Genomic DNA, 24,157 nt, shown 5'->3' with positions numbered 1-24,157 from the left:
ATTATGCTGCGTGAAATTTCCATCGATGAATGTTCTGAGCTATCAGATGCATTATATATAGATGTGAGGTCAAAAAACGAATTTGAGGAAGGAACGATTCCCGGAGCGGTAAACATACCAATCTTCAATAATGAAGAGAGAGCCGTCATTGGAACGATATATACCAAAGAGTCTCCCCAAAAAGCCAGAGATATCGGATTAGAGATTGTCAGCCGAAAACTGCCGGATTTATATAAGCAAGTTGAAGAAGCTGCCGGGAAAAGACCGATTCTGCTCTTTTGCTGGCGCGGAGGAATGAGAAGCAAGTCTTTGGCTGCAGTACTCGACCTGATGGGGTTGCCGGTATTTCGGCTGATTGGCGGATACAAGGCCTATAGGCATTCGATTGTTTCCTTTTTTGAGACTGGATTTCATCATCAGGTTGTCGTCCTGAAAGGGAATACCGGAACCGGAAAAACAGAGTTGCTGAAAAAACTCAAGGGAGAGGGTTATCCGGTCATTGATCTTGAGGGGCTATCCAATAATCGCGGTTCAGTTTTTGGCTGCATTGGTCTTGGTGCTCAGCCTACTCAAAAAACGTTTGAATCTTTGCTTTACGAGGAAATTCATCGCTATAATCAAGATCTGTATTTGGTGATGGAATGCGAAAGCCGGCGCATCGGCAAAATCACACTCCCTGACGCAGTTTTTAAGGCCATGCAGCAGGGAACTTCCGTTCTTGTTTATGATTCGCTGGACAACAGAGCCAAACGGTTGATGCTCGAGTATACGGATAACCCGGGAATAACTGAAGAACTTAAAACGGCTCTGGACAGACTGACGAAAAGACTGGGACGAAAGAAGATTGATCAGCTTTATGATTCTCTGCAGAAACAGGCTTACGAAGACTTTGCCCGGTATCTTATTATGGAATACTATGACCAGCTGTATGGTTATCCCAATCAGGAATCTGAAGACTATGCCTTATGTATTTCTCAGGAATCTATGTTATTATCACTGGAAATACTGAAACAATTTTTGAATGACCGGTTTGCTTATGGTAATTGATTTAAATTAAATATTAATAGGGTGGTGTAGAAATGGCTGGTGAAGGGGCCGTTCTTAAGAAGGCCAGAGAAGAAAAAGGTTTAAGTTATCAGGAGGTTGAAGACAGCATTAAGATTAGAGTGCGGTATCTGGAAGCTCTGGAGAATGAGAACTATGGCGTGCTACCCGGAACCACCTATACCAGAGGCTTTTTACGGACGTATGCTAAACATCTTGGCATTAATCCGCAGGAGATTATAGATAGCTATAATGCTTCTTTGGTCAAAGAAGTTGAGCCTGACATTGAGCCACGCTTAAGTCCGATTCCAAGCAATCAGGTATGGTTCAGACCTGTCGTCCTTGCAGGAATGGCCATCCTGGCTGTGATCATTGTCGGCGGGATTATCTTTGTGTCAAACTTGGGCAACAAATCCGGTACTTTTCATTATACACCCACCCCTTTGCCGGCTGCACCGAAGGCGAGCGATCAAAATACTGCCGATTCCGGTACGGGGCAGAATACGAATACTGCCGGGCAGGAACAAAATGCCGGGCAGCCGTCTCAGCAGCCTGAACAATATGAGGGCATTGTCGCCGAGCTTACGTTTACTGCTGATTGCTGGGTCGTGGTCAATGTGGACGGCAAGCAGGCTTTGAGCGGGACGATCCCTTCAGGAACAATACAAACGCTGCAGGCTGACAAGCAAATTGAATTTGTATCGATCGGCAACGCCGGCGGACTGTCACTCAAAGTGAACGGACATAACGTCCCGCCGCTCGGGAAGACCGGTGATGTCCTTCGAAGCTACATCATTGATGAGAATAAAGTGAAAGAGCTTGCAGGAAGTTAGTTTTACACCAAGCTGATAAGATAAGATTGTTAAGAGGGTATACCGGAAGACCAGGATACCCTCTTCCTATGTTTGCGAATCACGTCAAATCGATTTAGAATAAATACGGCTGCAAAGATTAGAATCCAATAGATTAAATGAAGGACAAAAGAATATTTGAATAATCAGTTTGATATTAGATAACTGCATGGCAGTAAGCTAATGCTGATATAGTTAGGAGCAAAATCAAGTGCCTGTAAATTATCTGCCAGTGAACAGAGAAGATATGGAATGCCGGGGATGGGACCAGGTGGACTTCGCCCTGGTCAGCGGGGATGCCTATGTCGATCATCCCAGTTTCGGTCCGGCTATCATTTCCAGGGTCCTTGAAGACGCAGGATACAAGGTTGGAATTATTCCTCAGCCGGACTGGAAAAAGACAGAAGATTTTCAGAGACTTGGGCGTCCCCGGCTCGGATTTTTGGTGTCAGCAGGCAATATGGATTCTATGGTCAATCATTATTCAGTCAATAAAAAAATACGCGAAAAAGACTCCTATTCACCCGGCTGCAAAATGGGTTTACGGCCGGACCGGGCGACGATTGTCTATTGCAATAAAATCCGGGAAGCCTATAAGAACGTTCCGATCATCATTGGCGGTGTAGAAGCCAGTTTGCGGAGATTTGCCCATTATGACTATTGGAGCGATACCGTCAGAAAATCAATTCTGATTGACAGCAGTGCGGACTTGTTGGTCTATGGCATGGCGGAAAAGCAGATTGTGGAGATTGCCGCGTATCTGAATGACGGTTTGGAAGTGAAATATATCCGCCATATCCCCGGAACCTGCTATATGGCGGATTCTCTGGAAGAGGTAAGCAACGGCTATATTGAGATACCTTCCTTCAAAAAGACGGCAGAAGACAAAACAAAGTATGCGGAAGCTTTCAAGATCCAATATCAGGAGCAGGACCCGGTCAGAGGGAAAACCATCGTCCAGCAGCACGGCATAAAATATCTGGTGCAGAATAAACCGGAGATGCCTTTGTCTCAGGCGGAGCTGGATAAAGTCTATGGTCTTTCCTATCTAAAAAACGCACATCCAATGTATGATAGAGACGGGGGAATACCCGCGCTGGAGGAAGTTAAATTCAGTATTGTCAGCTCCCGGGGATGTTTTGGAAGCTGTGCTTTCTGCTCGCTGACCTTTCATCAGGGCAGAATCGTTCAGAGCAGGAGCGAGGAATCGATCTTACACGAAGCTGTGGGAATCACCAATTTGGAAGACTTCAAAGGATATATTCATGACGTTGGCGGACCGACAGCAAACTTTCGTCAGCCAGCCTGTCTTAAGCAATTGAAAACTGGCGCATGTAAGGAAAAACAATGCCTGCATCCCTCGCCATGCAAAAGCCTGCATATCGACCATCAGGAATACCTCGGGATTTTACGGAAACTCAGAAAACTGCCTAAAGTCAAGAAAGTATTTGTGCGCTCGGGGATTCGCTATGACTATATCATGGCGGATAAAAGCGAGCATTTTCTTAAAGAATTGCTCGAACACCATGTCAGCGGTCAACTAAAGGTAGCTCCGGAGCATATCTCACCTAAGGTCCTGCACGATATGCGTAAACCGGCCGGGAAAACCTTTGAACAGTTTAGGGAAAAATTCTTTAAAATTAACGAGCGTCTTGGCAAGAAGCAGTTTATTGTTCCTTACTTTATGTCCAGCCACCCAGGGAGTACGCTGGAAGCAGCCGTTGAACTGGCCGAATACTTGCGGGACATTCATTATCAGCCGGAACAGGTCCAGGACTTTTATCCGACTCCGGGAACGCTGTCTACGGCAATGTTTTATACAGGGCTCGATCCGCTGACTATGCAGAAGGTTTATGTTCCAAAAAGCAAAACGGAAAAAGCAATGCAGAGAGCGTTGCTGCAATTCAGAGAACCAAAAAAATATGCACTGGTCCACGCTGCCCTTGTTGAAGCAGATAGGACGGATTTGATAGGGTTCGGTCCCAAATGTCTGATCAGGCCCAAAGGCAAAACCGCCTATTCCGATCAGAACAAGGAACAAGATTCCGGTTATAACCAAAATAAACAGAAAAATATTGTTAAAGGCAAGCTCAATAAAGAGCAAGTAAATAAAGACCTTTTATCTAAGGCACGAATAAATAAGGAACATAAAAAAAAGATTACAGAGGACAGCAGAAAATCTCGGCGAACCGTAAAAAACGAAAAGATGGAAAAAGAAAGACAACAAAGAAGCCTGGGGAATAAGAAAAGAAATCTCAAAGAAAATCAAAAAGAAAAGCACCAGGGAAGTCGCACAGAGGCGTCAGGCAAGGTGACAGGGAAAGTCAAAAGGATGTCTCCGGGGAAGCCATCAGGGAAGGTAAAGAGAAAGCATTCGTTTTGACAGCAGGTCGGAACCTGATATATACTAAAGTGATAAAAAACGATTTCAGAGGGTTGGAAATTGAAGAAAAAAGTTGCAGTGATTAACCTTGGGTGCCCGAAGAACCAGGTTGACAGTGAAGTAATAACCGGCATGCTGGCGAAAGGCTTCGAGATAACAGCCGAACCGTCTGAAGCCGATATGATTGTTGTAAATACCTGCGGTTTTATTGAAGATGCCAAAGCAGAATCGATTGACACCCTTTGTGAAATGATCAATTTGAAAAATAGCGGTGCTCAGAAGAAGGTCTATGCTGTGGGATGTCTGGCTCAGCGTTATGGTGAAGAGCTGTTTAAAGAACTTCCTGAGCTTGATGGTGTGCTCGGGGACGGGGATCTGGATAAAATCCCCGAGGTCCTGGAAAGCTCCGGCAGCGAGAGAGTATACAGGAAAAAAGAAAAGCAGGACTATCTTTATGACAATGAGATGCCGAGGGTCCGTTTCAGCCCTTCTTTTTTTGCCTATGTCAAAATAGCCGAAGGCTGTGATAACCGCTGCAGCTATTGTGTCATTCCGCAGATCAAAGGCAGCTACCGCAGCAGGACAATGGAGTCAATCGTACAAGAAGTAAGGAAGCTCGCCGGCGAGGGTGTGAAGGAAATTGCGCTGGTAGCCCAGGATACAACCCGTTACGGCATTGACCTGTATCACGCTTACCGGCTGCCGGATCTTCTGGGGGAACTAGTAGAAATAGACGGTATACAATGGATTCGGCTGATGTATTGTTACCCGGAGGCAGTATCTGATGAACTGATTGACCTGATTGCGACGGAACCCAAGATATGCAATTATATCGATTTGCCCCTTCAGCATGCCGATAACGCCATACTTTCAAAAATGAACCGCAGAAATACAGCCGAAGAAGCAGAAACGCTGATCGGAAAGCTCCGTGAGGCTGTACCGGGTATCTTTATTCGTTCAACGTTCATTACCGGATTCCCTGGGGAAACCGAAGAACAGTTCGAGCATTTACTGTTATTTGTTAATAAAATGAAATTAGACCGCATTGGGGTTTTTGCTTATTCTCAGGAGGAAAATACACCTGCTGCGAACATGGCGAGCCAGGTGCCGCCTGAGATCCGGGAAGCCCGCAAAAATGCTGTTATGGCAACCCAAACGGAAATTGCAGATCAGATCCAGCAGCAAAGGGTCGGGCAAATCATCCGGGTCATTCTCGAAGAACAGACTGCCCCCGATGAATGGGTCGGACGGAGCGCGGGGGATGCCCCGGAGATTGACGGTCAGATTTACCTCAAGGTTCAGAAGAAACATTTGGCTGGTGAAATCATACAGATCAGAATTACAGAAGCGGACAGCTATGATATGGGAGGGGAGGAGCTCGAGTGAATCTGCCTAACACGCTGACTCTGATTCGAATTGCCATGATACCTTTGTTTATGGCCTTTTTATTGGTAAAAATGCCTGACGGTACTGCTTATTTTCCTTATCAGGACTTTGTAGCCGCGGGGATATTTAGCCTGGCGTCTGCGACAGACGGTTTGGACGGTTATTTCGCACGCAAGCTGAAACAAGTGACCAATCTCGGTAAATTTCTGGATCCGCTTGCCGACAAGCTTCTGGTTTCAGCCGCGCTGATTGCCCTGGTCGAGTTAAACCTCGTTTCAGCCTGGATTGTCTGGATTATCCTGGCCCGGGAGTTTGCAGTCACAGGGTTAAGAGCGATTGCTGCCGCCGAAGGCGTAGTGATCAGTGCCAGCAAGCTTGGAAAACTGAAGACGGTCACTCAGATCATTGCCATAGCACTGTTGATTCTGAGAGATTGGCCATTATCAACCCTTAACATACATATTGCCCAGCCTATGATCTATCTTGCGCTGATCATGACCATCATCTCCGGCGTGGATTATATCATGAAATCAAAACAGCTGTTTGTGCGTTCCAAATAAAAAGAGTAGTTCTAACTGTTCCGGTTTTGAATTTACCTGTTTAGTTGCCGGCGTAACAGCTAAGGGTGTCAACGGCTGCGATGATCTAGTTAAGTATCTAGGGTTGGTCTGGGTGTCACAATTCCGCTTACGGCAGATAGCGCCCTCCCTGGCGCTAACAGCCGCGCTCCGCATCCATGCTCCGCTTGACGCTGGAACTTGTGGCACCCAGACCTAATATGGGGTAATCAGGCTTGAATGAAATTATTTGAGCCATGAATTGAGAGGTAACAAAGTTCGGGGATAAGATTCTCCCGCGGTGAGATAATGACTGAGGGAGTGTGAAAAAAATGAAGGCCGAAATTATTTCCACGGGAACAGAATTACTGCTCGGAAAAACGCTGAATACGAGTGCCCATTATCTTACAGGACAACTTTCGGATCTCGGGATAGAAGTCCTCTACCATACGACGGTAGGAGACAACAAAGAACGGCTGACCGAAACACTAAAGAATGCGCTGCAGCGTTCCGGACTTGTGCTTGTCAGCGGAGGGCTTGGACCAACGGTAGATGACCTATCCAAAGAAATTGCTGCTGAAGTCTTAGGCCTGAAAATGAGCTATGATCCTGAAAGCATGCAGTCGCTGACGCAGTTTTATATCAATGACCGGATGCCACCAAGTACGGAAAAACAGGCTTATTTTCCGGAAGGTTCGATCCTGCTGCCGAACGATAAAGGAACTGCACAGGGGGCCCTTATCTGCAAAAATGACCAGTTTTGCGCGATCCTTCCCGGACCTCCTTCCGAAATGGAGGTTATGTTCCAAAAATATTTGCTGCCCAAACTGGAGCAGATCATCCTTCAGGATTCCGGACGGATGCAGGTGCGTATTCTAAAAATATTTGGACTCGGGGAACCGGAACTGGAACGGGAACTAACCGTTCTGATGCAGCGTAAATCCCCGTCTCTCACTTTGCTGGACAGGCATACCTACATGGATGTCAGGCTTACGGTCCGAAGCGGGGATGTCAGTCAGGCTGTCCGGCTCCTGGATCAGACGGAAGCAGAGATCCGCAGCAGGCTTGGGGACGGGGTATTCGGAAGCGGTACGGATACCCAGGCCGGTATAGTTGGAAAACTGCTTCTGAAAAACAACCTGACGCTGGCAACAGCTGAATCCTGTACCGGCGGTCTTCTGGGCGGAAGAATCACCGCCGAAGCCGGAAGCTCGGCGTATTATCTTGGCGGCGTTGTGAGTTATGCGAATTCAGCCAAAGAGACTTTGCTCGGGGTGAAAAGCAGCAGTCTGCTGCAGGAAGGTGCGGTCAGTGAACTTGTAGCCGGGGAAATGGCTGAAGGGACGAGGAAGGCCCTCGGCGCAGATCTTGGGATTGCGACGACCGGAGTTGCGGGACCCGGAGGCGGAACTGCGGACAAACCCGTCGGTCTGGTCTATATCGCCCTGGCTCATCCGGAAGGTATCGAGATCACTAAAAACCAGTTTGTCGGGAGCAGGGAATCCGTCAGAAATATGATCGTAGAAACTGCCTTGAATATGCTGCGGCTGTATTTGCTTAGGAAATGTAAGCAGTAGATGCTTGCCAAACGAGACAAGACTAACCGCTATGTAAAAATTTTACTTTTAAACGGATTGACAATAGACAGTCAGAAAAAGTATAATAGAAACCGAACATATGTTTTGTATAATCAAGAGGAGGCACGAAAAAATGGCTACTCCAGATAAACTAAAAGCATTGGATATTGCGCTGAGCCAAATTGAAAAGCAGTTTGGCAAGGGAGCGATTATGAAACTCGGCGAAGCTTCGGACAGAATGGCTGTTGAGACGATTTCAACAGGTTCATTGGCACTGGATTTGGCTTTAGGCGTTGGCGGAGTTCCCAGAGGCCGGGTAATAGAGGTATATGGACCGGAGTCTTCGGGGAAAACCACCGTAACGCTGCATATTATTGCTGAAGCACAAAAAACAGGCGGCGTTGCAGCTTTTATTGATGCAGAGCATGCCCTTGACCCAGTATATGCCCGTGCGCTGGGTGTGAATGTCGACGATCTGCTGGTTTCTCAGCCCGACACCGGCGAGCAGGCGCTGGAAATCTGTGAAGCCCTTGTTCGCAGCGGCGCGGTTGATGTCATTGTTATTGACTCGGTGGCGGCACTCGTGCCACGGGCTGAAATCGAAGGGGAGATGGGCGATTCCCATATGGGGCTGCATGCCCGTCTGATGTCCCAGGCGTTGCGCAAACTTACCGGGTGCATCAGTAAAAGCCATACCTGTGTCATCTTTATTAATCAGATCAGGGAGAAAGTCGGCGTGATGTTCGGCAACCCGGAGACGACGACCGGGGGACGAGCGCTGAAATTTTATGCTTCAGTCCGGCTGGAAGTCAAAAAGCAGGATGTCATCAAGCAGGGGCAGGAAATCATCGGCAACCGGACCCGCGTAAAGGTCGTCAAAAACAAGGTTGCACCGCCGTTTAACTTTGCTGATTTCGACCTGGTTTATGGCGAAGGGATATCCAGGGAAGGCAGTATTGTCGATATGGGATCGGAAACAGGTGTCCTTATGAAATCGGGCGCCTGGTATTCCTACAATGGCGAAAGGCTTGGACAGGGAAGAGAGAATGTCAAGGACTTTCTGCGTCAGCATCCAGATATTGCTGCAGAGATTGAGAGCAAAGTGCGCAATCTGGTTCTGGTCTCGAAAGACAAGACCAAGGGCGCTCAGGACGACAGCATGAATGATGAGTAGAAAGCAGGCCTCATCGAAAAAAAGTGTGCTAGGTGCTGCGCTGGATTTCTTGAGCCGCAGGCGGCTGTCTGCCAGCCAGCTTGCCGGCAGACTGGAGGCTAAAGGCTATTCCGCAGAGGAAAATGCTGAAGCTCTCCGAAAGCTAGAAGAATGGAAATATATTGATGACCGGCAATATGCCTTGTCTTATATTAAAAGTAAGGAAACAAGGTTTTCCCGGACCAGAATATGTATTGAACTGCAAAAAGCTGGTCTGGACGATCGGATGATCTCTTGCGTCATGGATGAATACTTTCCCGAGCAGCAGGAGGTTGAAAACTGCCTGCTGCTTGGCCGTAAAATGTTTGAGCAGGAGTATAGGAAATACCAGAAAAAATCCCTAAACGATCAAAACAGAAGTATCCCTCCAAAAGAGTTATACTTAAGGAAAAAGGTCGGGGACAAGCTTTTAGCGAAGGGCTATCAATTGGATATAGTCAAAAAAGTACTTGGAGAGATTATTATTTTCGATAATCTGTAAGTATTTAGTATACTTTGTTATCCCACCAACTTGACATTATTTGCACATTTCATTAAACTAATATTAAATGGATCTGTTTCTAGTAAATTTTTAACCTTTCAAGGTTTTCTCTTATATTAAACTGAACATCTCAGCTGCACCGGGTATCGGTGTAGCTATATTTAAGGGAAAAATAATCGAACGAGGGTTATAGATTTTACGGAACTGGTCTGACCAGTTTTTTGTTATTTTTACGAAATATTTAATACTATAATTAAAGGAGGTGAAGCTTTGGAAATATCAGGCTTAATTGCAGTTGTTATTGTACTCGCCGGATTGGCGATTGGCAGTCTGATCGGCTGGTTCATACGCAAATCATCTGCGGAAAAAATGATTGGATCTGCTGAAATAGAAGCAAAAAGGCTTTTAAAGAATGCTGAGGCAGAAGCTGAAGCCAAAAAAAGGGAAAAAATCGTTGCAGCTAAAGAAGAGGTTATGCAGCTTCGCAATGATATTGAAAAAGAGACCAGAGAAAGACGTAGCGAGATCCAACGTATGGAAAGACGCAATCTTCAGAAGGAAGAAACCCTTGAAAGAAAAACCGAAGCTCTGGAACGTAAGGAAGAAAATTTACATCGCAGAGAATCAGACGTTGAAAAACAAAAACTTGATTTAAATGAACTCCTGGCTAAACAGGTAGCTGAGCTGGAGAGGCTTTCCGGTCTGACTCCTGAAGAAGCCAAACAATTGCTGCTAAAAAGTGTCGAGGAAGAAGTACGTTACGAATCGGCAATCATGATTAAGGAATATGAGACCCGGACAAAAGAAGAAGCTGAAAAACGCGCTAAAGATATTATTTCTTTGGCTATACATCGTTGTGCGGCAGACCATGTCGTTGAAAGCACAGTTTCAGTGGTTGCCCTGCCGAACGATGAAATGAAAGGCCGTATCATTGGCCGAGAGGGCCGGAATATCAGAGCTCTTGAGACTTTAACGGGCATTGATTTGATTATTGACGATACGCCTGAGGCCGTTATTCTGTCAGGATTTGATCCGATCAGAAGAGAAGTTGCCAGAGTCGCTCTGGAAAAACTGATTTTGGACGGACGTATTCATCCGGCCAGAATTGAAGAGATGGTTGAAAAGGCGCAGAAGGAAGTTGACCAGAAAATCAGGGAAGAAGGGGAACAGGCAACCTTCGAAACCGGGGTTCACGGTATACATCCAGAACTGATTAGACTGCTTGGCCGGCTGCGTTTCAGAACCAGTTACGGACAAAATGTTTTGAGACACTCTATCGAGGTATCCCATCTGGCCGGGTTAATGGCTTCCGAACTTGGTGTTGATGTCCAGACCGCAAAACGCGCCGGACTTTTGCATGACATCGGCAAAGCCGTTGACCATGATACCGAAGGCACGCATGTCGAGATTGGCGTTGATCTCTGCAAAAAGTACAAGGAATCATGGGATATCATTCACGCGATTGAGGCCCATCACGGCGACACTGAACCCAAGACAATTGTCGCAGTACTTGTTGCCGCTGCAGATGCGGTATCAGCTGCCAGACCTGGTGCCAGACGCGAAACTTTGGAATCCTACATTAAAAGGCTTCAGAAGCTTGAGGAAATTGCCGAGACATTTGAAGGCGTTGAAAAATCCTACGCGATTCAGGCCGGCAGAGAGATTCGCATTATTGTGAATCCGGAGAAGATTGATGATGCACTTGCACCAAGGTTCGCGCATGATATTGCAAAGAGAATTGAAGAAGAACTGGAATACCCCGGACAGATCAAGGTTGTCGTAATGCGGGAGACCCGCGCAGTAGATTACGCGAAGTAATCTGTCGCAACGTCGGTGCCACAGAGATACCATGCGTATAAGATGATGATGATGTTAAGATTTTGATACGTTACGTATAACAAAGCAGGTGTTAGGCCTGCTTTGTTTATGTATCAGAAAGTTAAGTACTCTCTGAACCAGCCAAATTTTCTTTATATTGGTATGTTGGGACAAAATAGGTTATAATTGCTAGGGCACACCGGGAAGGACTTCGCGTCTCCTTGAAGAATTACTATATGTTTTGGAGAAAGCTCTACTATTTCACATTCGGGAAAGGATTATCAAGATGGCCGCTTCAGAAGTCATAACTGCTGAATCAAATTATCTGAATTACAGTACGGGATTACTTGTTTCTATTTTGCTGTGCTATCCGGAAGTTGTAACGATCAGCTGCAATCAGGAGCAGCAGACCATGATACTTAAATTCCTGGTCGTCAAGGAGTGCGGCTTTGAAGCGCTTCAGAATAAACTTCGGCAGGCCTTGGAATTGTTTCATCAGATTGAAGGTCGGAAAATTCAGCTTTTAAGTATTGAAAAATTTGAACAGGAACTGAACCTGATTGTGATCAGCAGAGATTTAAGCAGTATTACCCACACCGAAATCAACCTCATAGTAGAAATCATGAAAAGCGAGCTTGGCGCTAAGCTGATTACTGATGAATGCAGCCTGCCTGAAGAAGAGATCATACTGCAGGAAGAAATCATTAATCATATGATGGCAGCTGTACGTTCTAACGGAACAGAAAAAAACATTACAGCGGTACGGGAAGACGGCAGAGTACTTGTTTTCAATGGTTGAACCAAGGGGTTAGTGCAAGTAAAGGAGTACCTTATGCAGATTCTTTTTATCGGTGATATCGTCGGCAGACCGGGAAGAGAAGCGGTGGCTGCTTTTCTTCCCGAACTCCAGAAAGAGCATAAACTTGATCTGGTGATTGCCAATGCTGAAAATGCCTCAGGCGGGCGGGGACTTACCAAAGAAGTCGCCTATGAGTTATATGATTACGGAATCCACTTTTTGACGATGGGCAACCATGTCTGGGACCAAAAGGAAATTATAAAGTTTATTGATGATGAAACCAAGCTGATCCGGCCTGCCAATTACCCGAAAGGGGCACCGGGAAAAGGCTATGGTTTTGTTATTCGCAACGGAATAAAGACGGGGATTATCAATTTATCAGGCAGAATCTTCCTGCCTCCGTTGGAAAACCCTTTTACGATGGTCAATCAAATTATCAATATGATGGCTGTGGAGACCCCGGTGATCATTGTCGATTTTCATGCCGAGGCGACCTCGGAAAAAGTTGCGCTTGGCTGGTTTCTTAACGGCAAAGTAAGTGCAGTTCTTGGTACACATACCCATATCCAGACTGCGGATGCCAGGGTACTGGACCAGGGCACGGCATATATTACAGATGTTGGAATGACCGGCCCGCGTGATTCGGTCTTGGGAGTCAAAAAAGAGATCATTATTAATAATTTTCTGACGCAGATGCCGGCGAGATTTGAAGTGGCCGACGGGGTGAACCAGCTGAATGCTGTGGTGCTTCAAATAGATGAAAAAACCGGCAAAACACAGCGTATTATTCCTATCCAAAAATAGACATCCTGCACCAAATAAGGTGCAGGATTTTTCACACAGAAAATACCAAATCAGACATTTCTAAAAAGAGGATTTTTTTACTATTACGCGAATAGTATATAGCATCAAAGTGGAAATACATGTAAAAAGGATCGATTGGGAGGTATTAGATAATGGATGTGTTAAAAGTCTCAGCAAAATCAAGTCCTAATTCAGTAGCTGGAGCGTTAGCAGGAGTACTTAGGGAAAAAGGCGGAGCTGAATTGCAGGCAATTGGCGCAGGCGCATTAAACCAGGCAGTAAAGGCAGTTGCTATTGCCAGAGGTTTCGTTGCTCCGAGTGGTCTTGACCTGGTTTGTATTCCGGCTTTCACCGATATCCTGATTGAAGGAGAAGAGAGGACTGCGATCAAACTGATTGTCGAACCCAGATAAACCCAATGATTCTAAACCTGCCTGCTTGGGGGCGGGTTTTTTTAATATATCAGAAAGTATTTGTACTTTCTGATTTAGCTAAGTGCAACTAAGGCAGTCGCTAAAGGATTGGTATCAGTCAAGCTTTCCAAATAAGTAGCCTTCTGCCCGATTATCCTTTAGAATACAAATAAAGGAGCAAAATTTGACCATGAAAAATATATGGATTGCCGACGGTCATTGCGACAGCATTGGAGATTATGCTGCCGGAAAAAGAAATTTGAAAGAAACAGCAAAATTTGGACACTGGGATTTGACTAGGGCAAAACAGGCCAATCTCGGTCTGCAGTTTCTGGCTGCCTATATTGAAAGTGAATACAAACCGTTTCAGGCGGCCTGGAGGGGACTGGAATTACTCGAAGCCGCACTTAGGTTCATTGATCATAATTCCAGTGAGGTATTTTTAGTAAGAACCCAAGAAGACGCAGCCCAGTTAGGCCGGACCAATAAGCTGGGCCTGCTTATCAATATTGAGGGCGGAGAAATTCTTGGCGAAAACATTTTTATGCTTGATCTGATTTTCAGGCTCGGAGTCAGAAGCATTGGCCTTACCTGGAATGAAAGGAATGCGATCGGCAACGGCGTCGGGGAAAGCGAAGGAAGCGGCGGTTTATCTAGTTTTGGCTTTCAGGTAATCGAAAGAATGAATCAGCTTGGGATGGTAATCGACGTCTCCCACCTAAATGAGGCAGGTTTTTGGGATGTGCTGCGGCATTCTGAACGTCCGGTCATCGCTTCCCATTCCTGTGCCAAAGCGTTATGCGGCCATCGCCGGAACTTGACTGACCACCAGCTGCGTGCGCTAGGAGACAAGAAAGGTCTGGTTGGGGTCAATTTCTGTGAGGATTTCCTGAGTGATACCGGAAAAGCAACTATAGATGATGTTGTCCGGCACATTTGCCACATCGCAGAAGTAGCGGGAGTCGATGCCGTTGGCTTCGGATCGGATTTTGACGGAATTGAGACGACGCCGGAAGGGCTGGAAAATGTCGGTACATTCCCGTATCTAGTGGAAAAATTGTCTCAGTGTGGTTTTAATCAGAACGAAATAGCCAGAATATGTTATGGGAATTATGTCAGGTTTTTGAGCGATGTCTTAATGTGAAAATTCTTAGAGGTAAACATATCATGAAATACCAGACAAGATTTGAGGCCGACCTGCATTGTCATACGACTGCTTCAGACGGGATCCTTACACCGGAAGAAGTCGTTAAGTCTGCGGCAGAAGTCGGATTGAAAGCTTTGGCCATCACGGACCATGATAGCATCAATGGCTGGGCGGAGGCAGAACAGGCTGCAGCTGAGACGGGGATCTGTCTGGTTAAAGGCATAGAGATCAACACCGACTGGGTGGGCAAGGAAGTCCATATCCTCGGGTATGAGTTACAAGAGGGCAATGAGGTTCTTCATACCAGGTTGCAGGAACTGCGGGAAAAAAGAGTGCAAAGAATAAGAAAGATCCTTCAGAAGCTGGAACAGCTCGGAATCACCCTGACCTTTGAGGAAGTAAGTCAGTTTGTCAATGGGGATTCTGTCGGCCGGCCCCATGTGGCTCAGGCCATGATCAGGCATGGGGATGCCGCCAATCTGAAAGACGCTTTCGAGAGATTTTTAAAGATAGGAAGGCCGGCTTACGTTCCCAGGTATAAGCTTGACCCTGTGGAAGCTATTGCAATTATAAGAGAAGCCGGAGGCGTAGCCGTGCTTGCGCATCCGGGCAGCCAATGTACGGAACCCGAGATTGCCGCATGGGTCGACTCCGGGCTGCAGGGGATTGAAGTCTATCATCCCGACCACGGTGTGGAGGAACGAAATTACTTTAAAGCATTGGCAGAAAGAAAGAGCCTTCTGATTACAGGCGGATCTGATTTTCATGGTCATGCGATTAAGCCTGGCATAAAATTAGGCTCTTGGGGAGTTGGTATGGAGGCCATTCAACAAATTGAGCAGCTGAGGAGGAAGATGACATGAAGCTCGCAGTAAGAATGGGAAGTCTGCAAACATCCATTTTTTCACAATTGGCGTCGTTGAAAGAAGAGCTTAAACGTGAAGGCAAAGCGCTCGTTGATCTAAGTGTAGGAAGCCCTGATTTGCCTCCGTCTCTGGAGATCAGAAAAATAATTAGTGAGCAGAGCCTCGATGAAAAGGCGTATGGGTATACACTGACCAGAGGAATTCCGGAGTTCCGGGAAGCTTGCTCATTATGGTATAAAAGAAGATTTAACGTCGATATTGATCCTGCGACGGAAGTGCTTCCGGTCATGGGCTCCCAGGACGGTCTAACGCATATTTTCTGGGCGTTTATTGATAAAGGCGACGCTGCTTTCATCCCTGATCCTGGTTATCCGATTTATTCAGACGGATTGGCGCTGGTCGAAGGTGAAAAGGTTGTACTGCCGTTATTGGAAACGAACGATTTTCTGCCGGACCTCAATCGGATCCCCCCCCAGACCGCTGACCGGGCTAAACTGATGGTCCTTAACTATCCTAATAATCCAACCGCTGCTGTTGCACAGGAGACTTTCTTTAATGAAGTCGTCAGGTTTGCCTCCAAACATGAAATTGTGGTTTGTCATGATGCTGCCTATACAGAACTGGCTTTTGACGGCTACAGGCCATCAAGCTTTCTACAGGCCAAAGGAGCAAAGGACGTAGGGGTAGAGTTTCATTCCCTTTCCAAGTCGTATAATATGGCCGGAGTGAGACTTGGCTTTGTGGTAGGCAATAAAGAAGTCATCAGAGCACTGGAAACTATCAAATCCAATATTGACTATGGGAGTTTTCAGCCTGTATTGAAGGCCGGAGTTGCTGTCTTAAGCGGCGGTGATCAGACCATCCTCGCCAATCAGCAGACTTATAAAAACAGAAGGGATATCTGGGTCGACGGATGTGCCAGAGCCGGCTGGAAGATGAACAGGCCCAAAGGATCCATGTTCGTCTGGGCCCCGGTGCCCACGAAGCAGGATTCGTTATCCTTTGCGTTTGAATTGGCCAGCGAGGCTGGCGTTCTTGTCGTGCCGGGCATTGCCTTTGGCCGGTATGGCGAGGGATATGTCAGGGTTGGGCTGGTTCAGGATGAGACGAAGCTTCAGGAAGCGGTTCAGCGGGTTGGAACTTTTTTAGCCGGGAAGGATTAAAAACAATCTGAAGCGTATAGAATAGCTGTATAAGAATATAATTCTGTTCCGGGAGATGAAAGTTTGAGCACGAATGAGGAAACCGTCCTGTTGACTCATAGAATTATGGAACTGGAAAAACAGCTTGATAATCTGCGTTTAAGCAGGAGAGTCCTCATGGACCTGCTTGAGCAGATTGAAAAGGAAAATAAGATCCTTACGCAAAAGCTTGATCAAAAAAGCAGACATCTTCAGAAATACAAAAAGATAAACCAGCATAAATCGGTTTATTCGCAGGATTTTGAATTATATGAATTTAAGGATTATTTGAAAGAATAAGCAGTATAAAGTCTTTGCTCGGGTTAGTCTCCGTAATGGATGGCCACTTTCGGTAAGTTGCATCTGTAGTTTGTGAAAGCTTGTTTTAATCGTACAAGTTGCTTTGGAATTGCTGTACAGGTAACTTGGAAACTAGTGCCTGTTATCAGCCGAGTGAAGGATTTCTTCCATAGAATTTTGTGGGGTATGGTGGTTATGGATTAAGCGCTGGATTTCGGGAGAGAGTCCTGCCCGGGCAGCCAGTCGTTTCCCCCAAGCAGGATGCTGTGTGTAAATCACCAGCGTCTTGCCGAAAACTGATTTGCTTTGGCGAATGATGTTTTTGATCCGCTCCGGTAAATAATCAAAGACAACAATAAATATTCTCTGCCACAGAAGCAGATGGATCACTGATTTTCCGCAGTCATGGAGAAGCGCACCACTTAATAGGTTATGGTAAACTTCTTTTCCATAACCATTTTCAATAAGACTGCTCTGTTCCTGGATATCCCGAGCGACATCGAGTGCATGCCTTTGCTCTGTAAGGGTCTGCTTCAGAAACAGCTGTCTTTCCCGCTCCGACAGTACGGCATTTAGCCAGGAGTATTCATTCTCATTTACAACCGGGTGCAGCGCACTGCGTAATTGTTTGATCCGATAGAACATCATTCAGTTCCTTTTTATTTTGACTTTAATCTCATTCTTATTCTATTATACCCTTACGATTTATAATTTCTAGTGTCTTAATAAGCTTAGGCATAATCATGGATCGTCCTAGATAGCTTTCTTTATTAAGTAAATTCTATTGTTATCATTTGTACATTAGGTTATGCTATTTTGTATTACATTACACATTTTGCAGAGGAAGTCACACCGGGGGGATACGATGCGCCATAAATTTGAAGCCCAGCTTCAGGAGCTGAAGAAAAAAATAGTAGAGATGAGCGTGTTAGTTGAGAAGGCGCTAGAACAGGCCATGGAAAGCTTGAAGAACAGGGATATGGCTCTGGCGGAAAAGGTCATCCGTGATGACGGCCAGATCAATGATTCTGAGCAGGATATCGAGCTGCTCTGTACCCACCTTGTTGCAACCCAGCAGCCGTTTGCCTCGGATCTCCGCAATATTGTTGCAAGCTATAAAATCATTTCCTCTCTGGAAAGAATGGGCGATCTCTCTGTCGATATTGCCAAAGTATCCTTGCGGATCGGACCAGATCCACTGATCAAGCCGTTGATTGACATGCCGAAAATGGCTGAGATAGCAGTCCAAATGATGCGTACGGCCGTCCAGGCTTTTATCTGTGAAGATGTTGAACTTGCACGGTCTCTGGCTGAGACCGACCACAAAGTGGATCATTACTATAAACTGATTTTTAACGAACTGAATGAGATGATGGCGAAAGACTCGGCAATATCAGGCCAGGCGGTCTACCTGCTTCTAGCGACCCGCTATATCGAAAGAATCGGCGATTACTGTACAAATATCGGGGAAGAAGTTATTTATATGCAATTAGGCGTTAGGGAAAATTTAAACAAATAGACAGAAATATACATGGAATTCTATATTCTATTTTGACCATCTGCTAAAGAACCCGGGCGTTGCCGGGTTAATTTTTTTTATAATTTTATGATTGGAAAGATACCTTGTCATTTCCTGCCTTTATCAAGCGTAATAATAAAAAAACAGCTTGTAAAGGGAGGATTTGACTTGAACATAAAATGGAAGGAATTATGGGATGCTAATCCGGACATTTTCAGTGTATCCGGATGGGAAGAATGTCCAGAAGAAGTCAGGAAAGGTTGGCATCTGCCTTCCCAATTTGATTATTTCAGTGCCGGGGATATCAGCTTCAGAGTTGGAATCATCGCTGCGCAGGGAGTCTACCGGGAGGAAGACTTTCTTTTGGGCGGGATTCTGTGGGGAAGGCATCTAGGAAATGGCAGCAGGACTTTGATTTATTATGTGGCAAAAGAATTTTCTCCTGTATTTTTAGGTGCGGTTTCTCAAATAGGAGGCATGCTGTTTGCCAGGACGGTATTTTGGCGGGAAAAATTAACCCCAAATTTATATGTCCTGGCAGAAAAAGATTACGATAAAGGCTTTTTTCGGTTGGATACAGGAGAGTTGCACCCCGGTTGGGAACACTGGCAAAGAGAATTAAATCCGGTGGCCTGGAATCACCTGACGGTGATCAACCGCTATTTTCAAAGCCTGGCCAAGAGAAGAGTCCGGGCAGTATCCGAAAAGAATAAAATCACCTATTGCTGGGGAAATATTCAAATTGCCGAGTTTAAAAAGAAAGGGAACAAGTTTGAACTGTCTACTAAAGTAAAATGGACCAGGAATAAAAATATTGCTTCCAAATTTCTAAAGTTGGGGTGGGTCGATTTCTCCGGAAATCTTAATGATGAATTTTGCAGAGCCATTAATGGGATACTGGAACTGCTGGAGAATATGGAGATCAATGGCAGCCTTGATTCCAGGGAATTATTAGATCTTAAGATCATCTATGACAGGGAATTTATCCCCCAATATTTTGGAAAGTACCTGGAGGTTCCCTGGTATCCAAAAGACTTCAGTGATTTGATTGAAAGCCGGCAACTGTATTTTTTCCAACGGGATCAATCTATTAGGATGATTAAACCTGTTTTGGAGAAACCATCGCTAAAAGTTGTACAAACGTTGCTGGCATTTTCAGCTTTTGAAAACTATACGAAGCATCACCAAGGTTTCCCGGGATATCCGCAACTGGAGTGGAACCACAAAATATTCCTTTTTTGCGAAGCCGATTACATGGAAGAATTGCGTCTGTGCCAATCCTGGCTGAAGCAGCCCGACAACTATCCATTGATCATTATGCCCAAAGAATGGCGGACGGAGGGCTTTAAAGGAGTAAAAGATAACTTCATTGCATTCGGCATCGATGCATAGTAAGATTGTGGTAAGGAAAAAATGCCACATACGATGGAGCCGTGCTGCATGCGATTATTTATCAGCCTGAATTTTAGTGAACACAGTCTTGACCAATTCGAAAAATGGCAGGATGAACTTAAGGTTAAAGGTCTCCGCGGCTATTGGCGCAGACGTGATAACTTGCACCTGACGCTGCGTTTTTTAGAAGAAGTGGAAGAAAAGGATCTTGATGCTTTGCAACAGACCCTGACGGGTGTTTCGGGACGTATCGGTGAATTTGCGGTTGCTTTTGATTCCCTTGGTGTCTTCCCGAATATCATACAGCCTCGGATACTATGGGCCGGGATAAGAAAAGAACCGAAGCTGATTCAGCTGCAAAAGCAGATCCAGCACGCGACGAGCCAATTTGGAGCACCGCCTGATACCAGGCCTTTTAAACCTCATCTTACTTTAGCGAGCGGCGGCATCAAGGGTATCGACCAAAATATCCTAAATTGGGGCAGTACGCTTGATCTTAAAGAGACTGCCGTCCATTATGCTTTAATGCAAAGCAAAGTGGAGAAAGGCATTCGGCAATACCTGACAGTTGCCCGGTACCGGATCTGATCATTCCATCATTTGTCGGGAAACATGGACAGATAAAGGAGAAAAGATGGTAACCTATAGACATGCAAAGCTAAGCGATGTGGAAGATATTATTAGCCTGATCAATTATTATGCAGAACAGGGACTCATGCTGCCCAGAACCCGAAGTGCGCTGTATGAAGGAATCAGGGAGGTCATTGTAGCGGTAGAGGATGACCGGATCGTCGGAACCGGCGCTTTACATATTACCTGGGACGATCTCGCTGAGATCAGGGCACTGGCGGTTGAGGAAAGCTACAGAGGGAAGGGGTTAGGCCGCAAGATTGTTGAGCTACTTTTGGAAGAGGCCAAGGAGCTCCATTGCCCCAAGGTATTTACCCTGACGTATCAGGTAGATTTCTTCAAACATATGGGATTCGAAATCACCGAAAAGGATTCAATGCCCCATAAGGTCTGGAAAGAATGCATCAATTGTGTTAAGTTTCCTAATTGTGATGAAAATGCCTTGATTCTTTACTTAAAATAGGGGGTTCAATGACTGTAAAAAGTGTAAAAATTTATACGGACGGAGCCTGTTCAGGCAATCCCGGGCCGGGAGGTTGGGCGGCAATCCTGAAGTATGGTGAACATGAAAGAGAGATCAGCGGCTTTGAGGGCAATACAACCAATCAGCGCATGGAGCTGACAGCGGCAGTCCAAGGACTTGCTGCCCTGAAAGAAAGCTGCAGTGTCCAGGTCCACAGTGACAGTGCCTATTTAATTAATGCATTTGAACAAAACTGGCTTTCTCGCTGGCAAAAGAATGGCTGGCAGAGTTCGCAAAAGAAACCGGTTGAGAACCGTGATCTCTGGGTATCGCTTGTGGAACTCACGGCAAAGCATGACGTTGTCTGGGTTAAAGTCAAAGGTCATTCCGGACATCCCGAGAACGAACGATGTGACGAACTTGCCCGCAAAGCGATTGCCGAAGCTTTGGCCTAAATCAAGTTCTAAAAGATTGGTTTTTCCCTAATAAATCATGCAATTCGGCTTATTTAGTCTTGTTTTTGCAAATAATTTCGTTATAATAATTCATAAGGCAAGTTAATAGCGATACATAAGATTACTTTAATAATGAACAAAAATTAAAGGAATAACCATATATTCCTTTAATTTTTTGAGTTTTCTTTCAGTATATACAAGGTACTAGAATCAATATGACGATATGGAAGGGATTATGGATGGCAAAATTTCTAGAGTATCAAGGTAAGGAATGGCTTGCCAAGGCGGGAATACCCGTACCGAAGGGCAGGTCGGCATCTTCTCCGGAAGAAGCACAGCAAGCGGCAGAATGGATTGGCAAGTCCGTAGCTGTCAAAGGTCAGGTCCAGGCAGGAGGACGAGGAAAAGCCGGGATTGTAAAACTGGTCGAAACTCCGTCCGAAGCTTCGGCGGCAGCTGCTGAAATACTGGTAAAGACAGTCAAAGGACTCCCTGTCAGACAGGTTTTAATTGAGGAGAAACTGGCGATCAAAAAAGAATACTATTGTTCATTTGTCATTAACAATGCGAGAGACGCCCGCTGCCCGATGCTGATGTTCAGCTCAGAAGGCGGCATGGATATTGAAAGTGTTCCTGAAGAACTTATTTTTAAGATGAATATTGACCCTATTTTTGGTCTGCAGATTTACGATGCGATCGATTTTTGTGTCCGAGCTGGCATTCCAAATAAAGAATTGAGTAAGTTTGCTTCTTTCCTGACGAAGCTGTCCCAAGTCTACAAAAAGTATGACTGCCAGACACTGGAGATCAATCCGTTTGTCATGACGGAGGATGGAAGCCTGATTTGCGCAGACTGCAAAATGGAGATTGATAACAGTTCTGTGGGCCGACATCCGGAATTCGGCATTAAAATTGCCCGCGATTTGCCTGGTGAAGTCACCGAACTCGATATGATCGGCTGGAGCATTGAAGAAACAGATGCCCGTGGAACCGGCTTTCTGATGAATATGGGTTATGACGAAGTAAGCCCCGGCTATATTGGCTATCATCCGATCGGCGGCGGTTCGGCGATGATGGGACTTGATGCGCTGAATCAGGTAGGACTCAAACCTGCCAACTATGCCGACACGAGCGGCAATCCTGTTGGATCCAAAATCTATCGCGTTGCCAAGAGCGTACTGTCGCAGCCCAATATTGACGGTTATCTTCTTGGTGGTTTTATGATGGCGAATCAGGAGCAATGGCACCATGCCAATGCGATTGTCAAAGTACTGTGGGAAGAGCTTCCGAAGAAGCCCGGCCTGCCTTGCGTTCTGTTACTCTGCGGCAACCGCGAGGATGAATCCATGGAGATTCTGCGCAAGGGTCTGGCAGAGCTTATGACTTCGGACGGAATTGGCAAAAGAATTGAAATATACGGAAAAGAGCATGTCACGGATACGAAGTTTATCGGTCAAAGACTTCTGGCTCTGGCCAAAGAATACAGAGCGGAAAAAGATGCTCAGGGAAAGTAGGAAAATGCCATGCTGGAAATCAAAGAAAAAAGTATTACCATAGGCATCGATACCAACAAGTGTGACACATGTGAAACCAAAGCGTGCGCAGCAGCTTGTAAAAAATATGCCAGAGGGTTACTTCAAATTGTTGACGGGAAACCATCCGTCGAGCATCTGAGCGCAGAGGAAGTTCTCCGGCTTGGAACAGAATGTCTGGCTTGTGAGATCGCCTGCAAGTTCGAAGGGAATAAGGCTTTGACCATCAATATTCCGATTGCGGGTCTTGATGTCTATCTAACCAAACGCGGTTTACAATAGTTCATTTGCATATCAGAAAGTATAAATTACTTTCTGATATATCTAAGTGCAGCTAAGGCTGTCACCAGCCAATTTTCTTTTACAAAATTAAAATGAGGGATAAGAATGGGTATTTTAATCAGTGACCGGTCTAAAGTCATTATCCAGGGAATTACCGGCCGTGAAGGATCTGTAAGAACCAAATACATGAAAGAATATGGCACCAAAGTCATCGGCGGAACCAGCCCAGGGAAAAAAGGGGACGAGGTTCATGGCATCCCCGTCTATAATACGGTTAAGGAAATTGCCAAAGAACACGATGAAATTGACTTTAGCGTCATCTTTGTGCCGGGCAGTGTTCTGAAAACCGCTGTTTTTGAAGCTGCCGACGCGGGTGTCAAAAATGTTATTCCGTGCGTTGAAGGAACACCCATCCATGATATTATGGAAATGGTCGCTTATTGCAAGTTGAGAGGAACCCGCTTAATCGGCCCCGGATCCATTGGCATTCTGACACCGGGAGAAGCAGTTGTTGGCTGGCTTGGTGGCAATGTCGAGTGGGCTAACAAGTTCTTTAAGAAAGGTAATATCGGTGTCTTTTCGCGCAGTGGCGGACAATCAGGGACCATTCCTTGGGTATTAAGAGAAGGTGGTTTCGGCGTAAGTACGGTTGTGCATACCGGAACCGAGCCTATACTTGGAACATCTATGGCTGATTTGCTGCCCTTATTCGAAGCAGATCCTGAAACAAAAGGTGTAGCCGTCTATGCTGAGATCGGCAGCTCTCAGGAAGAGGAATGTGCCGATGTTATTGCGGAAGGCAAATTCACAAAACCTTTCGTAATCTACGTAGCCGGAGCCTGGGCTCCCGAAGGCCAACGTTTTTCCCATGCTTCCAATATTGTCGAACGCGGCCGCGGGTCAGCGAAGAGTAAAATTGAAGCTGTCCTTAAAGCGGGCGGTTTTATCGCTGAAACGCCAATAGATATCCCCATTATTTTGAAGGATAAAATTAAGGAATAATGATTGATTCTTGGTATCGTCCGGTCAGACGAAAATTCCCTCAGTGATTTAATGCATTTTAG

25 protein-coding genes are annotated in these 24,157 nt (G+C 45.7%); 24 read left to right on the top strand and 1 reads right to left on the bottom strand.

Translation table 11 applies throughout. The features are described from left to right. Positions 1-3: 3 nt before the first annotated feature. The 16 genes from mnmH to A7D23_RS08880 all read left to right on the top strand — a co-directional run bounded on the left by mnmH (position 4) and on the right by A7D23_RS08880 (position 16,820). Complete coding sequence (gene mnmH, locus A7D23_RS08955) at positions 4-1,047, top strand: tRNA 2-selenouridine(34) synthase MnmH (protein WP_019226766.1); 1,044 nt, start codon at positions 4-6, stop codon at positions 1,045-1,047. Between the two features lie 32 nt (positions 1,048-1,079). Then, the gene (locus A7D23_RS08950) at positions 1,080-1,877 is read left to right on the top strand and encodes a helix-turn-helix domain-containing protein (RefSeq protein ID WP_019226765.1); all 798 of its coding nucleotides are present in this window, start codon (positions 1,080-1,082) and stop codon (positions 1,875-1,877) included. Positions 1,878-2,106: 229 nt separating this feature from the next. Beyond that, positions 2,107-4,278 (top strand): YgiQ family radical SAM protein, encoded by a 2,172-nt coding sequence (locus tag A7D23_RS08945; protein WP_019226764.1) that lies wholly within the window; start codon positions 2,107-2,109, stop codon positions 4,276-4,278. Positions 4,279-4,338: 60 nt separating this feature from the next. Continuing rightward, a complete protein-coding gene (gene rimO, locus A7D23_RS08940; RefSeq protein ID WP_019226763.1) occupies positions 4,339-5,664 on the top strand; it encodes a 30S ribosomal protein S12 methylthiotransferase RimO in 1,326 nt (441 codons plus the stop codon). Beyond that, positions 5,661-6,224 carry a CDP-diacylglycerol--glycerol-3-phosphate 3-phosphatidyltransferase gene (gene pgsA, locus A7D23_RS08935; protein ID WP_019226762.1) on the top strand — a complete coding sequence of 188 codons (564 nt, stop codon included), beginning with the start codon at positions 5,661-5,663 and terminating at the stop codon, positions 6,222-6,224. Before rimO ends, pgsA begins: the two co-directional genes overlap by 4 nt. A gap of 329 nt (positions 6,225-6,553) precedes the next feature. Then, the gene (locus A7D23_RS08930) at positions 6,554-7,798 is read left to right on the top strand and encodes a competence/damage-inducible protein A (RefSeq protein WP_019226693.1); all 1,245 of its coding nucleotides are present in this window, start codon (positions 6,554-6,556) and stop codon (positions 7,796-7,798) included. A gap of 133 nt (positions 7,799-7,931) precedes the next feature. After that, positions 7,932-8,972, top strand: a complete 1,041-nt coding sequence (gene recA / locus A7D23_RS08925; protein WP_019226692.1) for a recombinase RecA — start codon at positions 7,932-7,934, stop codon at positions 8,970-8,972. Continuing rightward, the gene (locus A7D23_RS08920) at positions 8,962-9,492 is read left to right on the top strand and encodes a regulatory protein RecX (protein WP_019226691.1); all 531 of its coding nucleotides are present in this window, start codon (positions 8,962-8,964) and stop codon (positions 9,490-9,492) included. Before recA ends, A7D23_RS08920 begins: the two co-directional genes overlap by 11 nt. A gap of 249 nt (positions 9,493-9,741) precedes the next feature. Continuing rightward, positions 9,742-11,310 carry a ribonuclease Y gene (gene rny / locus A7D23_RS08915; protein ID WP_176714405.1) on the top strand — a complete coding sequence of 523 codons (1,569 nt, stop codon included), beginning with the start codon at positions 9,742-9,744 and terminating at the stop codon, positions 11,308-11,310. 286 nt (positions 11,311-11,596) lie between these two features. Further along, positions 11,597-12,109 (top strand): hypothetical protein, encoded by a 513-nt coding sequence (locus A7D23_RS08910; RefSeq protein ID WP_019226690.1) that lies wholly within the window; start codon positions 11,597-11,599, stop codon positions 12,107-12,109. 33 nt (positions 12,110-12,142) lie between these two features. Then, complete coding sequence (locus A7D23_RS08905; RefSeq protein WP_019226689.1) at positions 12,143-12,913, top strand: TIGR00282 family metallophosphoesterase; 771 nt, start codon at positions 12,143-12,145, stop codon at positions 12,911-12,913. 152 nt (positions 12,914-13,065) lie between these two features. Beyond that, a complete protein-coding gene (locus tag A7D23_RS08900) occupies positions 13,066-13,326 on the top strand; it encodes a stage V sporulation protein S (protein WP_015042391.1) in 261 nt (86 codons plus the stop codon). A 190-nt stretch (positions 13,327-13,516) separates the two neighbouring features. Further along, on the top strand, positions 13,517-14,470 hold the full coding sequence (locus tag A7D23_RS08895) for a dipeptidase (protein WP_019226688.1): 954 nt from the start codon (positions 13,517-13,519) through the stop codon (positions 14,468-14,470). Positions 14,471-14,493: 23 nt separating this feature from the next. Next, the gene (locus A7D23_RS08890) at positions 14,494-15,336 is read left to right on the top strand and encodes a PHP domain-containing protein (protein WP_019226687.1); all 843 of its coding nucleotides are present in this window, start codon (positions 14,494-14,496) and stop codon (positions 15,334-15,336) included. After that, on the top strand, positions 15,333-16,502 hold the full coding sequence (locus tag A7D23_RS08885; RefSeq protein ID WP_019226686.1) for an aminotransferase class I/II-fold pyridoxal phosphate-dependent enzyme: 1,170 nt from the start codon (positions 15,333-15,335) through the stop codon (positions 16,500-16,502). The genes A7D23_RS08890 and A7D23_RS08885 overlap by 4 nt, the downstream gene beginning before the upstream one ends. Positions 16,503-16,565: 63 nt before the next feature. Continuing rightward, positions 16,566-16,820 (top strand): hypothetical protein, encoded by a 255-nt coding sequence (locus tag A7D23_RS08880; protein ID WP_015042395.1) that lies wholly within the window; start codon positions 16,566-16,568, stop codon positions 16,818-16,820. A gap of 132 nt (positions 16,821-16,952) precedes the next feature. Here the strand turns inward: A7D23_RS08880 and A7D23_RS08875 are convergent, their stop codons facing one another. Further along, positions 16,953-17,468, bottom strand: coding sequence for an HDOD domain-containing protein (locus tag A7D23_RS08875; RefSeq protein ID WP_242837048.1), 516 nt, complete (start codon positions 17,466-17,468; stop codon positions 16,953-16,955). 217 nt (positions 17,469-17,685) lie between these two features. Here A7D23_RS08875 and phoU point away from each other — a divergent pair, with 217 nt between their 5' ends. The 8 genes from phoU to A7D23_RS08835 all read left to right on the top strand — a co-directional run bounded on the left by phoU (position 17,686) and on the right by A7D23_RS08835 (position 24,095). Continuing rightward, entirely contained in the window at positions 17,686-18,339 is a 654-nt protein-coding gene (gene phoU / locus A7D23_RS08870) for a phosphate signaling complex protein PhoU (protein ID WP_019226684.1), read from the top strand. A 168-nt stretch (positions 18,340-18,507) separates the two neighbouring features. Continuing rightward, positions 18,508-19,731: a hypothetical protein gene (locus A7D23_RS08865; RefSeq protein WP_019226683.1), complete on the top strand. Its 1,224-nt coding sequence runs from the start codon at positions 18,508-18,510 to the stop codon at positions 19,729-19,731. 48 nt (positions 19,732-19,779) lie between these two features. Continuing rightward, positions 19,780-20,319, top strand: coding sequence for an RNA 2',3'-cyclic phosphodiesterase (gene thpR, locus A7D23_RS08860; RefSeq protein ID WP_019226682.1), 540 nt, complete (start codon positions 19,780-19,782; stop codon positions 20,317-20,319). Between the two features lie 46 nt (positions 20,320-20,365). Then, positions 20,366-20,824 (top strand): N-acetyltransferase, encoded by a 459-nt coding sequence (locus tag A7D23_RS08855; protein WP_019226681.1) that lies wholly within the window; start codon positions 20,366-20,368, stop codon positions 20,822-20,824. A gap of 8 nt (positions 20,825-20,832) precedes the next feature. Further along, on the top strand, positions 20,833-21,279 hold the full coding sequence (gene rnhA, locus A7D23_RS08850; protein WP_019226680.1) for a ribonuclease HI: 447 nt from the start codon (positions 20,833-20,835) through the stop codon (positions 21,277-21,279). A 239-nt stretch (positions 21,280-21,518) separates the two neighbouring features. Beyond that, positions 21,519-22,793: an ATP-grasp domain-containing protein gene (locus A7D23_RS08845; protein ID WP_019226679.1), complete on the top strand. Its 1,275-nt coding sequence runs from the start codon at positions 21,519-21,521 to the stop codon at positions 22,791-22,793. Between the two features lie 9 nt (positions 22,794-22,802). Further along, entirely contained in the window at positions 22,803-23,093 is a 291-nt protein-coding gene (locus A7D23_RS08840; RefSeq protein WP_019226678.1) for a hypothetical protein, read from the top strand. Between the two features lie 105 nt (positions 23,094-23,198). Further along, positions 23,199-24,095 carry a CoA-binding protein gene (locus A7D23_RS08835; RefSeq protein WP_019226677.1) on the top strand — a complete coding sequence of 299 codons (897 nt, stop codon included), beginning with the start codon at positions 23,199-23,201 and terminating at the stop codon, positions 24,093-24,095. Positions 24,096-24,157: the final 62 nt, after the last annotated feature.

Source organism: Dehalobacter sp. TeCB1 (assembly GCF_001707455.1).
Classification (GTDB): domain Bacteria; phylum Bacillota; class Desulfitobacteriia; order Desulfitobacteriales; family Syntrophobotulaceae; genus Dehalobacter; species Dehalobacter restrictus.
This window is presented reverse-complemented; position numbering and strand designations above follow the sequence as displayed.

What these genes read in the sequence shown, in the direction of transcription:
- A7D23_RS08875 (WP_242837048.1), bottom strand. Translation starts at nt 17,468, where the DNA reads ATGATGTTCTATCGGATCAAACAATTACGCAGTGCGCTGCACCCGGTT.
- recA (WP_019226692.1), top strand. Translation starts at nt 7,932, where the DNA reads ATGGCTACTCCAGATAAACTAAAAGCATTGGATATTGCGCTGAGCCAA.
- A7D23_RS08885 (WP_019226686.1), top strand. Translation starts at nt 15,333, where the DNA reads ATGAAGCTCGCAGTAAGAATGGGAAGTCTGCAAACATCCATTTTTTCA.
- A7D23_RS08930 (WP_019226693.1), top strand. Translation starts at nt 6,554, where the DNA reads ATGAAGGCCGAAATTATTTCCACGGGAACAGAATTACTGCTCGGAAAA.
- A7D23_RS08890 (WP_019226687.1), top strand. Translation starts at nt 14,494, where the DNA reads ATGAAATACCAGACAAGATTTGAGGCCGACCTGCATTGTCATACGACT.
- A7D23_RS08895 (WP_019226688.1), top strand. Translation starts at nt 13,517, where the DNA reads ATGAAAAATATATGGATTGCCGACGGTCATTGCGACAGCATTGGAGAT.
- phoU (WP_019226684.1), top strand. Translation starts at nt 17,686, where the DNA reads ATGCGCCATAAATTTGAAGCCCAGCTTCAGGAGCTGAAGAAAAAAATA.
- A7D23_RS08950 (WP_019226765.1), top strand. Translation starts at nt 1,080, where the DNA reads ATGGCTGGTGAAGGGGCCGTTCTTAAGAAGGCCAGAGAAGAAAAAGGT.
- rnhA (WP_019226680.1), top strand. Translation starts at nt 20,833, where the DNA reads ATGACTGTAAAAAGTGTAAAAATTTATACGGACGGAGCCTGTTCAGGC.
- A7D23_RS08905 (WP_019226689.1), top strand. Translation starts at nt 12,143, where the DNA reads ATGCAGATTCTTTTTATCGGTGATATCGTCGGCAGACCGGGAAGAGAA.
- A7D23_RS08855 (WP_019226681.1), top strand. Translation starts at nt 20,366, where the DNA reads ATGGTAACCTATAGACATGCAAAGCTAAGCGATGTGGAAGATATTATT.
- thpR (WP_019226682.1), top strand. Translation starts at nt 19,780, where the DNA reads ATGCGATTATTTATCAGCCTGAATTTTAGTGAACACAGTCTTGACCAA.
- A7D23_RS08835 (WP_019226677.1), top strand. Translation starts at nt 23,199, where the DNA reads ATGGGTATTTTAATCAGTGACCGGTCTAAAGTCATTATCCAGGGAATT.
- A7D23_RS08840 (WP_019226678.1), top strand. Translation starts at nt 22,803, where the DNA reads ATGCTGGAAATCAAAGAAAAAAGTATTACCATAGGCATCGATACCAAC.
- A7D23_RS08910 (WP_019226690.1), top strand. Translation starts at nt 11,597, where the DNA reads ATGGCCGCTTCAGAAGTCATAACTGCTGAATCAAATTATCTGAATTAC.
- mnmH (WP_019226766.1), top strand. Translation starts at nt 4, where the DNA reads ATGCTGCGTGAAATTTCCATCGATGAATGTTCTGAGCTATCAGATGCA.
- A7D23_RS08845 (WP_019226679.1), top strand. Translation starts at nt 21,519, where the DNA reads ATGGCAAAATTTCTAGAGTATCAAGGTAAGGAATGGCTTGCCAAGGCG.
- A7D23_RS08900 (WP_015042391.1), top strand. Translation starts at nt 13,066, where the DNA reads ATGGATGTGTTAAAAGTCTCAGCAAAATCAAGTCCTAATTCAGTAGCT.
- A7D23_RS08920 (WP_019226691.1), top strand. Translation starts at nt 8,962, where the DNA reads ATGATGAGTAGAAAGCAGGCCTCATCGAAAAAAAGTGTGCTAGGTGCT.